The 13152-nt window shown below is 62.0% G+C and carries 14 protein-coding genes; 13 read left to right on the top strand and 1 reads right to left on the bottom strand.

Annotation, left to right across the window (positions count from 1 at the left end; translation table 11 throughout):
* Positions 1–98 precede the first annotated feature (98 nt).
* The 13 genes from IPM12_04120 (at position 99) to IPM12_04060 (ending at position 12549) form a co-directional block, all read left to right on the top strand.
* Positions 99–1475 (top strand): hypothetical protein, encoded by a 1377-nt coding sequence (locus tag IPM12_04120; protein MBK9146992.1) that lies wholly within the window; start codon positions 99–101, stop codon positions 1473–1475.
* Complete coding sequence (locus IPM12_04115) at positions 1472–1951, top strand: gliding motility lipoprotein GldH (GenBank protein MBK9146991.1); 480 nt, start codon at positions 1472–1474, stop codon at positions 1949–1951. The genes IPM12_04120 and IPM12_04115 overlap by 4 nt, the downstream gene beginning before the upstream one ends.
* A gap of 82 nt (positions 1952–2033) precedes the next feature.
* Complete coding sequence (locus IPM12_04110; GenBank protein MBK9146990.1) at positions 2034–3515, top strand: transglycosylase domain-containing protein; 1482 nt, start codon at positions 2034–2036, stop codon at positions 3513–3515.
* Complete coding sequence (locus IPM12_04105) at positions 3418–4473, top strand: hypothetical protein (protein ID MBK9146989.1); 1056 nt, start codon at positions 3418–3420, stop codon at positions 4471–4473. The genes IPM12_04110 and IPM12_04105 overlap by 98 nt, the downstream gene beginning before the upstream one ends.
* A gap of 299 nt (positions 4474–4772) precedes the next feature.
* Positions 4773–5918: a 4-hydroxyphenylpyruvate dioxygenase gene (hppD, locus tag IPM12_04100; protein ID MBK9146988.1), complete on the top strand. Its 1146-nt coding sequence runs from the start codon at positions 4773–4775 to the stop codon at positions 5916–5918.
* A 126-nt stretch (positions 5919–6044) separates the two neighbouring features.
* Positions 6045–6893, top strand: coding sequence for a helix-turn-helix transcriptional regulator (locus IPM12_04095; protein MBK9146987.1), 849 nt, complete (start codon positions 6045–6047; stop codon positions 6891–6893).
* Positions 6894–7042: 149 nt separating this feature from the next.
* Complete coding sequence (locus IPM12_04090; GenBank protein ID MBK9146986.1) at positions 7043–7825, top strand: hypothetical protein; 783 nt, start codon at positions 7043–7045, stop codon at positions 7823–7825.
* A gap of 238 nt (positions 7826–8063) precedes the next feature.
* The gene (locus tag IPM12_04085; protein ID MBK9146985.1) at positions 8064–8789 is read left to right on the top strand and encodes a hypothetical protein; all 726 of its coding nucleotides are present in this window, start codon (positions 8064–8066) and stop codon (positions 8787–8789) included.
* Between the two features lie 301 nt (positions 8790–9090).
* On the top strand, positions 9091–10260 hold the full coding sequence (locus IPM12_04080; protein ID MBK9146984.1) for an ATP-binding protein: 1170 nt from the start codon (positions 9091–9093) through the stop codon (positions 10258–10260).
* A 164-nt stretch (positions 10261–10424) separates the two neighbouring features.
* A complete protein-coding gene (locus IPM12_04075) occupies positions 10425–11234 on the top strand; it encodes an RNA polymerase sigma factor (GenBank protein ID MBK9146983.1) in 810 nt (269 codons plus the stop codon).
* A 98-nt stretch (positions 11235–11332) separates the two neighbouring features.
* A complete protein-coding gene (locus IPM12_04070) occupies positions 11333–11815 on the top strand; it encodes an SRPBCC domain-containing protein (protein MBK9146982.1) in 483 nt (160 codons plus the stop codon).
* Complete coding sequence (locus IPM12_04065; protein ID MBK9146981.1) at positions 11812–12114, top strand: hypothetical protein; 303 nt, start codon at positions 11812–11814, stop codon at positions 12112–12114. Before IPM12_04070 ends, IPM12_04065 begins: the two co-directional genes overlap by 4 nt.
* A 21-nt stretch (positions 12115–12135) precedes the next feature.
* Entirely contained in the window at positions 12136–12549 is a 414-nt protein-coding gene (locus tag IPM12_04060) for a hypothetical protein (protein ID MBK9146980.1), read from the top strand.
* A 32-nt stretch (positions 12550–12581) separates the two neighbouring features.
* Here the strand turns inward: IPM12_04060 and IPM12_04055 are convergent, their stop codons facing one another.
* Entirely contained in the window at positions 12582–13133 is a 552-nt protein-coding gene (locus IPM12_04055; protein MBK9146979.1) for a cupin domain-containing protein, read from the bottom strand.
* Positions 13134–13152 lie beyond the last annotated feature (19 nt).

Genomic DNA, 13152 nt, shown 5'->3' with positions numbered 1-13152 from the left:
GTTGCGGCCGCTTCGCAGGTCCCGAATCAAGCGTGCGGCTGGCGTGCAAGGCACGCCGATGATGGCCCGGCCGCAGGTGCCCAAGTATCTTCGCCCCCATGGCATGCGGGAATTGCGGCACAGGCGCTCATGGCAAACCGGCCGGGTGCAAGAGCAATGGCTATTGCAGCACCAGCGGGTGCAACAAGCTGGGGGTCTTCGACTGGCTCACGGGCGTGCCCCTTCCGCACGGGCAAACCGCCTTCGATGGCGTGGAGGTGCGCTTCAAGAACACCCACAAGACCTTCTACCGCAACGCCAGCGGCCTTCAACTCATGCCCGGCGACCTGGTCACCGTGGATGCGGCACCGGGCTTCGATGTGGGCATGGTGAGCCTCACGGGTGAACTGGTGCGCGCCCAGATGGCGCGTCGCAATGTGGTGGTGGAGACCTACGAGCTGCGCAAGATCCTGCGCAAGAGCACGCAAGAGGACATTGACCGCTGGCACGAGGCCCGCAAGCGCGAAGAGGAGACCATGCTGGCCGCGCGGGAGATGGTGCGCGATGCGCGGCTCGACATGAAGGTGACCGATGTGGAGTTCCAAGGCGACGGCACCAAGGCCACCATCTACTACACTGCTGAGGAGCGCATCGACTTCCGCGGGATCGTGCGCACCATGGCCGACCGCTTCAAGGTGCGCTTGGAGATGAAGCAGATCGGCGCGCGGCAAGAGACCGGGCGCGTGGGCGGCATCGGCAGCTGCGGCCGCGAGCTCTGCTGCAGCACCTGGCTCACCGACTTCCGCAGCGTGACCACCAGCGCCGCTCGCTACCAGCAGCTCGCGCTCAACCCGCAGAAGCTCGCCGGGCAATGCGGCAAGCTCAAGTGCTGCCTCAACTTTGAGCTCGATATGTACATCGAGGCGATCAAGAGCTATCCCTCGCAGAACGCCAAGCTGAAGACCCAGCAAGGAACCGGTGCGCACATCAAGACCGACATCTTCACGGGCAAGATGTGGTACGGCTTCAAGAAGCCGGGCGAGGGCTTCGTGATGGCGGGCTTCCCGGTGGATGTGGTGCGCGACATCATCGCGCAGAACAAGCAAGGCCTGGAGCCGGATGTGGACCTGAACATGGTGGATGAGCCGGTGGAGACCGTGAAGCAGCCGGACTACGAGAATGTGGTGGGGCAGGATGAGCTCACGCGCTTCGACACGAAGATGAAGGGCGGCGGCAAGCGGTCGCGCGGCAGGGGCCGTGGCGATGAGCGGCGCCGGAGCGAGCAAGGCCCTCGACCGTCGCAAGCCCAAGGAGGCCAGAGGCCCCGGCAAGAAGCTCGTCCGTCGCAAGGCCCGAGGCCGCAGAAAGCCCCCGGCGGGCCACGGCAAGAAGGACAAGGCGCGGGCAGCGGTGAGCGGCGGCGGCGGGGCCGCGGCAGGGGCCGCGGCGATCGTCAACAAGGTGGCGGCGCCCCACCAACCCCGCCAACGGCGTGAAAGCCATTGCGTTGCTCTTTCCCTGCGCCCTGCTGCTCTGCGGCTGCGCGGAAAATGTTGTCTTCCAAGCAGACACCCCGATCCCAGATGGCGCGTGGAGCAGTTCGTTCAAGCCCTCCTTCGCCTTCGATATCACCGACACGCTCAGCGGCCACAACGTCTTCATCGATGTGCGCCACACCGGCGAATACGCCTACAGCAACCTCTACCTCTTCCTCGACCTCGAAGGGCCTGGCGGGCGCAGCAAGCGCGACACCGTGGAGTGCCTCCTGGCCGACCCCATGGGCCGCTGGCTCGGCAAGGGCACCGGTTTCATCTTCGCCAGCCGCACGCGCGATGCCAAGGTGCTCTACCGCTTGGGCAATCGATTCCCAAGACCCGGGCGCTACACCATCACCCTTGAACAGGGCATGCGCGATGAGCCGCTGCCGGGCATCATCGACGTGGGCGTGAGCATCGAGCGGGGCGAGCCGTAAGCCTGCGCACACCTGCACGGTGGTAAGACCCGTTAATGCAGCGTGCCGCCGCAGCACCGGCAGATAATTTCGCGCCGCTCCAATGGCCAAGCCCACCTCCCACTCCAAGTCCGGCGCCAGCGCCAGGCGCCGCGGGCTCATCTGGTGGGGCCTTGTGCTCTCGCCGGTGCTCGGCATCTACGCCTTGCTCGGTGCAGCAGCGCTCAGCGACCTGCCCAGCATCGAGGACCTGGAGAATCCGCGCAGCGATCTGGCCACCGCCTTGCTCTTCAGCGATGGCACGCAGATGGGCCAGTACTACAAAGAGAACCGCATCCCGGTGGGCTACGACCGCATCAGCCCGAACGTGGTGAGGGCGCTGATCGCCACCGAGGACGAGCGCTTCCGCGAGCACGGCGGCGTGGACCTGCGCGGCACCCTGCGCGCGGCGGTTTTCCTGGGCAAGCGCGGCGGTGCCAGCACCCTCACGCAGCAGCTCGCCAAGATGCTCTTCCACGACCGCAGCGGCAACGCGGTGAAGCGCGTTTTCCAGAAATTCCAGGAGTGGATCATCAGCGCCCGCCTCGAGCGCATGTACACCAAGGACGAGATCATCGCCATGTACCTGAACCGCTTCGACTGGGTGAACCAGGCGGTGGGCATCCACAGCGCGTCCCGCGTCTATTTCAACACCACGCCCGATTCGCTGAAGCTGCATGAGGCCGCCATGCTCGTGGGCATGTGCAAGAATCCCGCGCTCTTCAACCCGCGCAAGGATTACCGCATCGATACCGTGCTGCACCGCCGCATGGTGGTCTTCGACCAGATGCGCCGCAATGGCTACATCACGCGCGCCGAGTACGATTCGCTGAAAGCCCTGCCGCTCGGACTCGACTTCCAGAGCGTGAGCCACACCGAGGGGCCCGCACCCTATTTCCGGGAAGCACTCCGCGAGAAACTGCAAGCGCTGCTCGACAGCAAGGACGATCAAGGCAACTTGCGCTACCCCAGGCCCGACGGCCAGCCCTACGACCTCTACACCGACGGCCTCAAGGTGTACACCACCATCGACCGCCGGATGCAGGCATACGCCGAGTGGGGCGTGCGTGAGCACTTGGGCACCGAGCTGCAAGCGGACTTCTTCAAGGACATCGCCCGGAAGAAGAACAGACCCTTCGACTTCCGCGTGAGCCAGGCTGAGATCGACAAGATCCTGAGCGATGCCATGAAGCGCAGCATGCGCTACAAGGTGATCACCGGGCAAGCAGTGCGGCAGCTGCGAGCGGCCGGCTCGCTTCATCGTGAAGGAGATGCACGAGGGCGCGATGCACTTCCATTGCAGCCCCGAGAAAGGCGAAGGGAGCAACCGCGGCTGCGATGCCTGGTGGCCCGTGGTGAAGGAAGGGGACATCCCCAAGGTATTCGACACTCCGGTGAAGATGCGCGTGTTCAGCTGGAAGGGCGAGATCGACACCGTGATGAGCCCGATGGATTCGATCCGCTGGTACAAGAGCTTCCTGCGCAGCGGCCTCTTGAGCATGGACCCGCGCACGGGCTTCGTGAAGGCCTGGGTGGGCGGGGCTGATTTCAAGCACTTCCAATTCGATCACGTGGACAAGGCGCGGCGCCAGGTTGGCAGCACCTTCAAGCCCTTCGTGTACGCCACCGCGATCCGCGAGGGCATGGATCCCTGCAGGCAGCTGCCCAACCAGAAGGTGTGCTTCGACATGCCCGCGCCGCAGCCCCAATGGTGCCCGGAGAACAGCGATGGCGAATACGGCGGCATGGTGACCGTGGAGTACGCGCTGGCCAACTCCATGAACACGGTCACCGCCTGGCTCATGAAGCAGTATGGGCCGGAGAGCGTCACCGTGCTCGCGCGGCACATGGGCGTGAAGAGCCCGCTGGAGCCCGTGCCCTCGCTCTGCCTCGGCGTGGCCGACCTGCGCCTCTCGGAGATCACCGGCGCGTTCAGCTCCTTCGCCAACAAAGGCGTTTACATCGAGCCCATCCTCTTCACCCGCATTGAGGACAAGAATGGCAACACCATCCTCGACGTGGTGCCCAGAACCTACGAGGCCCTCGACGAGCGCACGGCCTACATCATGCTCAAGATGCTCAAGAGCGTGGTTGATGGCGCATACAATCCTGCCAGCGGCAAGGTGGTGGGCACCGCTTTGCGGCTCCGCACCAGCTGGGGCACCCGGCAGAAGTACGCCAACATCAAATTCCCCACAGCGGGCAAGACCGGCACCACGCAGAACAACAGCGATGGCTGGTTCATCGGCATCACCCCTGACCTGGTCACCGGCGTGTGGACCGGAGCAGAGGACCGCAGCGTGCGATTCAGCACCACCGACAAGGGCCAGGGTGCGAACATGGCTTTGCCCATCTACGGTTACTTCATGAACAAGGTGTACGCCGACCCCACCATCGAGATCAGCACCGGTGATTTCGAGCGGCCCGAAGGCGACCTGGGCGTGGTGTTCGATTGCCGCGCGGCGAAGGGCGGCACGCAGAACTCGCTGAACTGGGGGGATTGACCGGGGCTTGATCCCGCTACGCAGCCCCGCCTCCACGGTCGGGCATGCCGCTCACCGCGTCGCATTCGGCCCGTGTGATCCGATAGTCGGAGCATTGATTTCACCCGTGGGGTGACGTGTCCAACAAGGCTTGCCGATGGCGTTTGCTCCGCATGGCATGGGTAGGCCCCGAGATCATTGTGACTGTACAAGGTGCATGCTTCCGAAAACCAAGCATCGGCGAGGGCCCTTTGTGACCACCATCATCATCCACCCTTGGAAAACCACGAACTTCGCACGTCAACCGAACACTACTACCCATGGCAACCGGACTCAAAGACGTCGACTACGGCCTGGAGAAGATCATGGCCGATGCTCAGGACTTCCTGCCCCTGCTGGGCACGGACTACGTGGAACTGTACGTGGGCAACGCCAAGCAGAGCGCACACTATTACAAAAGCGCATGGGGCTTCCAAAGCCTTGCCTATGCAGGTCTTGAGACCGGCGTGAAGGACCGTACCAGCTACGTGCTGGTGCAGGACAAGATCCGCCTGGTGCTGACCACGCCGATGAACCCCGAGAGCCCGATCAACGAGCACATCCGCAAGCACGGCGATGGCGTGAAGGTGATCGCGCTATGGGTGCCCGATGCGAAGAAGGCCTGGGAGGAGACGACCAAACGCGGCGCGAAGAGCTTCATGGAGCCGGTGCGCGAGGAGGATGAGCACGGCTTCGTGGTCCGCAGCGGCATCCACACCTACGGCGAAACGGTACACATCTTCGTGGAGCGCGACAATTACAAGGGCGCGTTCCTGCCCGGCTTCAAGCCGTGGAAGAGCCACTACAACCCACCCCCCACCGGCCTGAAGTTCATCGACCACATGGTGGGCAACGTGGGCTGGGGCGAGATGAACACCTGGGTGGATTTCTACGCCCGCGTCATGGGCTTCGCGCAGCTGGTGAGCTTCGACGACAAGGACATCAGCACCGAGTACACCGCGCTGATGAGCAAGGTGATGAGCAACGGCAACGGCCGCATCAAGTTCCCGATCAACGAGCCCGCCGAGGGCAAGAAGAAGAGCCAGATCGAGGAGTACATCGATTTCTACAACGGCGCCGGTGTGCAGCACATCGCGGTGGCCACCAACAACATCATCGAAACAGTCGGAGCGCTGAAGGACCGCGGTGTGGAGTTCCTGTACGTGCCGCCCAGTTACTATGACACGGTGATGGACCGCGTGGGCGAGATCGACGAGGACCTGGCGGTGCTGAAGCAGCACGGTGTGCTGGTGGACCGCGACGACGAGGGCTACCTGTTGCAGCTCTTCACCAAGCCGGTCTTGGACCGCCCCACGATGTTCTTCGAGATCATCCAGCGCAAGGGCGCGAAGAGCTTCGGCAAGGGGAACTTCAAGGCGCTGTTCGAGGCGATCGAGCGGGAGCAGGAGAACAGGGGGACGTTGTAGGCGGGACCCTTGCGACATAATCGAAGGGCGTCGCCATGTGGCGGACGCCCTTCGTTACTACAGGCGGCTTCCCTGTTGGAGTGCGCTACACTTGCGCAGGTCAGCACGACTACTTCCGCACGAGCCATGCGCAAACTCAAGTTCGATCGCAACCGCTACGGCAACGGCCTGCTCATCGACTCGGTGGACATGACCGAGTTCGACCGCTCCATCGTGGAAGCGGTACCGGACTTCCATTTGCTCGGCTCCATCGAACAGGGCAGCGGTTCCATGCGGATCGGCACCCATCGATTGAAGGTGCGGTCCGGGAGCATCATCACCATCACGCCCGGCCAGCCGGTGGATCTGACCGGTTGTACTCTGGACCGGGCCACTTGGATCTTCTTTGAAGCCGGATTCCTTGATCTCCTGTTCGAGGAAGCCCACTTCACCTACAAGTTCAGCTTCTTCCACGACCTCGAAGCTTCCCCTGCGCTGAAACCAGACAAAAGGACATTCCAGGCATGTGATGGGCTCGCCAAGGAGATCCACAATGAGTTGCGCAAACCCTCCGGCGACAGCAAGCAGTTCCTACGGGCCGCCCTCCATCTGCTGCTCGTGCGTCTCCAACGCACGCACCGGGCCGCGTTCAGGCACGGTCAGGGCCTCGTCAGTGATACGCGCCTGCAGCAGCTACGCTACTTGCTGGCCAATAAGTTGACGGAGCTGCGCACGGTGGAAGCCTTTGCCGCGGAACTGGCCATCAGTAGGGGCCATTTGCACAAGTTGGCGCAGCGAAACTTCGCGCGTTCAGCCAAGCAGCTGATCGAGGACCATCGCATGATGCACGCATGCCGAGCACTGCTGCTCACGGACTCCGATGTCGCATCGATCGGCTATGACCTGGGCTACACCGATCCAAGCAACTTCGCCCGTTCCTTCCGCAGGCACATGGGTCTTTCGCCGGCCGCCTATCGCCAGCAGGCGACAAAGTGACCGTCACTCTTCCGGATCGACCGATCAGGGCCCTGCTACAGGCTCTTGTTTTGCCCTGCGATCGGAACAGCCTGGATCGGCTCTACCAAACAGGGCCGGTCGGGGTTGCATCATCGCCCTACGAGTCAGTCCAAACAAACGAATAGAACATGAACACTTTTCGAACTGCGACCGCTTTCATGCTCGCTACGAGCCTGTACCTAGTAAGCTGCAAAAAGGAGAATGACGAGCCCCAGACCGTGAACGAAGGAACCCAGAACGAAACCAACGATGATGTGTTCGAATTAGCCATCCGTAGATTGAACCCTGGACAGAACATCGCTGATTTCGTAGCGGCACGTGACGCCTTCGTGGCGGAACTAATGGCACGACCCGGCACCTCCAACGACCGCGAGTTCCAGCCCTCGTTCGACCTGCTGGCGTCAGGACTGCCCTTGGACAGTATCTACATCGGCATGACCCAGTATGCCGACCTGAACACTTTCAGCACGCTAGGCCAACAGCTTATCTCCATACCGGAGGCAACGACGTTCTTCGCGACCTTCGTGCCGATCACCTTCGAGGTACTGCAACCCCTCCCAGGGTATGGACCGATCGACCTCTCCACGATTGCTCCCTTGAACTCAGGACGGATCCTGGAGATCGCAGTGCGCGACATCAGCGCATACTCCAACTTCGATACGACCGACTATGTTACCAAGCGCGACAGCTTCCTGACCCTGCTTGCCCAGCAACCGGGTTTTGTTCAGGAGATCCAGTGGCGGAGCGTACTGAACAACAACGTCGTGGTCGGGATGACCGTGTACGACAGTCAAGCGGCCGCGCTGGCGATCGGTATGGACCCGAACTTCATGGGGGATCCTGCTGTGTCGGAATTCCTTGGTGCCTACCCACCCACTCAGTTCGGTGCATTGAACACCGTACTCAAGTAAGGTGACCGATCGTCCTGAAAGCCGCACGGATACCGACCCCCATTCGATCTGGGAGATCAATTTTCCGAAGGAGGTACGGGACCTGGGTCGCCTTCCACAGCAATGATCCAACCATGCATCACGAAGTGCGATCACGGGAGATCCTGTTGAGCCAAAAGACAAAATGACCAGCGTTACCTGATCGACCGCCCAGGGCCCTGCTGCCAGAACTTGCCTTAACCACCAAAGTCGAACACACATGGACCAACTCATCATCACCGGACTGGCTGCAGCCATCGCGTTTGCGTCCGTTCCAACAATCGAAAACACAACGCCAATGAAGGAAAAACCCATCTTCGAGCTTGCCGTCCGCATGGTGAAGGACGGTGAACAGGAGGCATTCGAAAAGGCCCGCGCACAGTTCATCCAGTTGCTCACCAAGCAGGATGGCGTGAGCAACGACCGCGAGTTCAGTTCCTTCTACGCACTGCCCGCTCCCGACGAACGACCCGTGTTCATCGGCATGACGCAGTATCCTTCCATGTCCCGTGTGGGCGAGATCCAGTCGGTGCCTGAAGTTCAGCAGGCCTTCGGAGCGTTCGCCGCCACCATGGACCTGAAGGCCTATGCCTTTCTGCAACAGATCGAAGGCAAGCCCTTTGAGCTGGGCAAGGTGCTGCGCACCGAGGGCCAGGTGTTGGAGGTCGCGATGCGGCGCACCCGCTCCGGACAAGAGGCCGCGTTCGAGCGCACGCGCAAAGCCTTCGTGGACATGCTGGACAGGCGCGATGGCGTGCTGGAGAGCTACGAGTTCGCACTGGTGGGCGGGCCGGATACCGAGCGCCTGAGCGTGGGCATGACGGTGTACCGCGACCAGGCCGCTTTCATGGCCATCGCCGGCGAGTTGATGGAGATGCCGGTGACCCAGGCCTACTTCGCCACCTTCGAGGTGGTCGCCTCGCAGTTCGCCACCTCGATCAAGTAAACAGGACCGCAATACGCTTCAAGCGGAAGCGATACCACACATGCGTAGGGCGTCCAATGGGCGCCCTACGTCGTTCCATGAGGTTGTCGTGGACCGTCCCACGATGTTCCTCGAGATCATCCGAGCAAGCGTCTTCGTCCCGACTTGTCGGGAGGGGCGCAAAGTTTCGGCATGGGCAACTTCAAGGCGCTGTTCGAAGCGATCGAGCGGGAGCAGGAGAACAGTGGGGCGTTGTAGGAGGCACTTTCACCGCTCCATAGTTGTCTTGTATATTTGAGGTCGCACTTCAGATCTACAAGGTATGCACCACCTGCCCCGGCTTTCCGAACACCGCTTCCAGCGGCTGCTGAAGACCTTCCCGGCGGTACTGGTGGTGGGGCCAAAGCAGTGTGGCAAGAGCACACTGACGAAGCATGCGTTGCCCGGCTGGGAGCATCTGGACCTGGAGCGACCTGCGGACCTGACCTTGCTGAACGCGGATCTGGAGGGCTTCCTCTCCGTGCGTCCGAAGCAGGTGGTATTCGACGAGGCACAGCGCGTACCGGAACTGTTCGCGGCGCTTCGGCACCGCATCGATAGCGGGACCGGCAAAGGGCGGTACGTATTGCTCGGATCGGCCAGCCCGGCATTGATGCGCTCCGTTTCGGAATCGCTGGCGGGGCGGATCGGCCTGTTGGAGTTGACACCCTTCCGCTCGCAGGAGCTGTATGGCCTTCCCCCACTGAAGGACCGTTGGTTCTGGGGTGGCTATCCGCCCGTGCTTTCGTTGCGCGATGCACAGGCACGTGGCACGTGGCTGGATGCTTACGTGAGCACTTTTCTGGAGCGCGACCTGCCAGCCTTGGGATTGAACCTCCCGGCCAAACGCCTGCGCACGTTGTGGACGATGCTCACCCATGTGCATGGGCAGTTGCTGAACGTATCGGACCTGGCGCGATCGCTTTCTGTGTCGTCGCACACGGTGAATGCGGACCTGGGTGTACTCGAAGGTGCGTTCATGGTCCGGCGCTTACAGCCCTTCTTCGCCAACGTGCAGAAACGGCTTACGAAAAGCCCGAAGCTGTACATCCGGGATACCGGACTTCTGCACTTCCTGGCCGGCTTGCGCAGCAGTCGCGAACTGAACACGTGGCACAAGCGTGGGCATTCGTTCGAGGGGCTGGTGATCGAAGAGCTCTGTGCCATCGCTGATGAGCAGCTTGTCCGGCCCGAGGTGTTCTTCTGGCGCACACAGGCCGGTGCAGAAGTGGATCTGCTCATCCGCAATGGCAACCAACTCTTGCCCGTGGAGATCAAACTGGGCACGACCCTCGACCCGCGCAGCCTTGCCGGATTGAAGCAATGCATGAGCGACCTCGGCCTGAAGCGAGGGTGGGTGGTGAACACCGCCGAGGAGCGGCGGATGCTTTCACCCGGCATCGAGCAGATCCCGTGGGCGGCGATCGTAGCTGGGGAAATGAAGCTGTTCTGAGCAGAGGCAATCAGGCGCAGTTCGAGGCGATGGCGGGAGCAGGTGAACAGGGGGGCGCTTTGATCGGATACCATGCAACGCATTCGAAGGACGTCAAGTAGCGCCCTCTGCCCTGAGCGCCCTGCGCCGAACGCGTACGCGTATCTTCACCTTTATCGCTTCCAATGACCCTCTCCACCGAACAACTCACGGCCGAGTTCGAACGCACACGACCGGCTCTCCGCTCCTACATCCTGCGCATGACCACAAGCCGGCAGGACGCAGAGGACATCGTGCAGGAGACCTGGATCCGGGCGCAACGCAGCTTGGAGTCGTTCAAGGGTGGAAGCAGCGTGAAGACCTGGCTCTTCGCCATCGCTCAGAACATCGCACGTGATCACCTGCGTGCCCTGAAGCGCTGGCCGGAGCAAGTGGGCGACATCTGCAAGGACGCGGCGATGCAGGACCCGGACTTCTTCCGTGAGTCGATGACGCTGCACCAAAGCTCCCCACAGGCGCGTTTCGAGATCCGCGAACACATCGCCCTGTGCTTCACCTGCGTGAGCCGCTCACTGCCGCTGGAAGAGCAGATCGCCTTGCTGCTGCGCGAGGTGCACGGCTTCAGCGCGAGCGAGATCGCGGAGATCATGCAGAGCAACGCGGCCATGGTGAAGTACTGGTTGCATGGCGGAAGGAGCCGCATGATCGACGTGTTCGACCGGCGCTGTGCGCTGATTAACAAGGAGGGCGCCTGCCACCAGTGCACCGAGCTGAACGGCATCTACAATCCGAAGCAGAACGCCCAGGAAGAGGCCGCGAAACTGCGCATGGTGCGCGATGCCGCGAACCCCGACAAGGAGCACCTCTTCGATCTGCGGATGCAGGTGCTGCAGGAGATCGACCCCTTCACCTCGGCGGCCGCGGAGCTACAGATGCATCACCTGGAGTTCGACCGCAAGGTGATGGAGCAGCACGTGGCCGCATCGGCGGACTGAGGCACACGCGGCCAAGGGGATCTCCGGCCTAATCCTATCCTTTCGTTCGCGCCGGTCGTCCAAGAGGCATGCGGCACCTGTTCATCGCCCTTGTCCTCATGTCACCATTCAATGCCACCGCGCAGGACAGCAAGGCTGTCACCATGCGCACGACCTTTCACCGCGAGACCAGTGTCAGCACCACCATCCGCGCGGACGAAGCCATCATCTGGGCCCTGCTCACCAACGCCAGCGACTATCCACGTTGGAACAGCACGGTGATCTCCATTGAGGGCAACATTGCCCTAGGCGAGCGTATCGTCCTGAAAAGCACCTTGGACGCGAATCGCAGCTTCAAACTGCGGGTGAAGGTCTTCGAGCCGACCCGGCGCCTGGTCTGGGGCGATGGAAAAGGTGAACGCACCATCACTTTGAAGAACATCGGCGATGGTAGCATTGCCTTCACCATGCACGAGCGGATCGGCGGCCTGATGTTCCCGATGTATGCGAAGTACATCCCCAGCTTCGATGCGAGCTTCGACGAGTTCGCCGCCGATCTGAAGAAGGAGGCCGAGACCATCGCCAATACCGTGGGACCATGAAGCACGTATTGGTGACGTATACCGTGACTGCAGCGTTCGAGGAAGAGAACCGCCGCAACGTCGCCCGCGTGATGGAGGCACTGCGCGACGCCGGTCATCCGGGCATCCACTACCGCGTGCTGTTCGACCCGGAAGAGCGCACCTTTGTGCATCTGGCCCATTTCAACAGCGCGGCCGACCAACAACTGCTGCTCGCCATGCCTGCCTTCCAGCACTTCCAGCAAGCACTGCGGGCCAGCGGACCCACCGCGCCACCACGCTCGCGCGAGGTACAGGACGTGGGCAACTGGAACATTTGAAACGATCAACCCCTATCGCACATGGACCTGAAGAAGAAGATCGGAACGAAGGACGCACCAATGATACTGAAGACGCCTCCGGGCACTTCGGAATACACGATGCACGTTGAAGAGAAGGACAGCAAGGAGGTACTTGTGTGCACCGTCGGGAAGACCGTGCTACTCTACGACATCCAGTGCATCAACGACCTGCACGCCATGCTCAAGAAGCACGGCGACTGGATGGAACTCGGAGGCACTGACGAACAGAAGCCCGCGAAAGAGGGCACCGTGGAGGCTTGGGGCCGCAGCGAAAAGAACCCCGTGAAGGGCTGGTACGGCCTGAAGAAGGGCTTGCGTGGGCGCTTCGGCGTATACGTTCCCCCGCTTATGGAAGCACTCGGGCTATGCGAGCTCACGCACGAGGCGAAAGGGAACAGGATACGGGCGAAGTGAGTGGAAAGGGCGCCATAGGCATCCCTTGCTGTTCACTTCACCGGCTCCGGCGCATCCGCGTAGCGTTTGTGCTTCCCGGCAAGTCTGCCGAAGAACACCGTGAGGGGCCAGATCACCTTCTTCACGAAGCCCGGCACCTCCAGGATGTCGAATTCGCTGGCGTAGCGCATGCCCAAGTAGGCGCCGTCGAAGTCCTTGGGCCGTTTGCCGCCGTTCTCGCGGGTGCTGCGATAGAGCTCCGTAAGGAAGTACTCCACATTGTCGGCCGGCTGGATCCATCCTGTGCAGCGCAAGGGTTCTGCGCCCGCCGCCCAGAACTTGTGGGGCACACCGGCGGCGAACGTCACGGTCTCGCCGGGTCCGTGCTCGCTGGGCTCCTGTCCCAGCACCTGCACGCCGATCCGACCGCTGACCACGGTGAGCGATTCCGCCTGCCGGTGGTGGACGTGCATCGGCGGACCGGACCCGGGCCGTACCAGGTTCTCCACGATGAGCTTGTCCCCGTGGGGGGCCTTTTCAACGCGGACGAAGGTGAGCTGCTCACCTGCCCCGCTTCCGATCACATGAGGGCGTTCGAATTCCATGTATTTACATTTGGACGTT

The sequence above is a fragment of the Flavobacteriales bacterium genome, assembly GCA_016716605.1.
GTDB lineage: Bacteria > Bacteroidota > Bacteroidia > Flavobacteriales_F > PHOS-HE28 > PHOS-HE28.
Note: the sequence above shows the minus strand (reverse complement) of the source record. Positions and strands in the feature narration are given on the sequence as shown.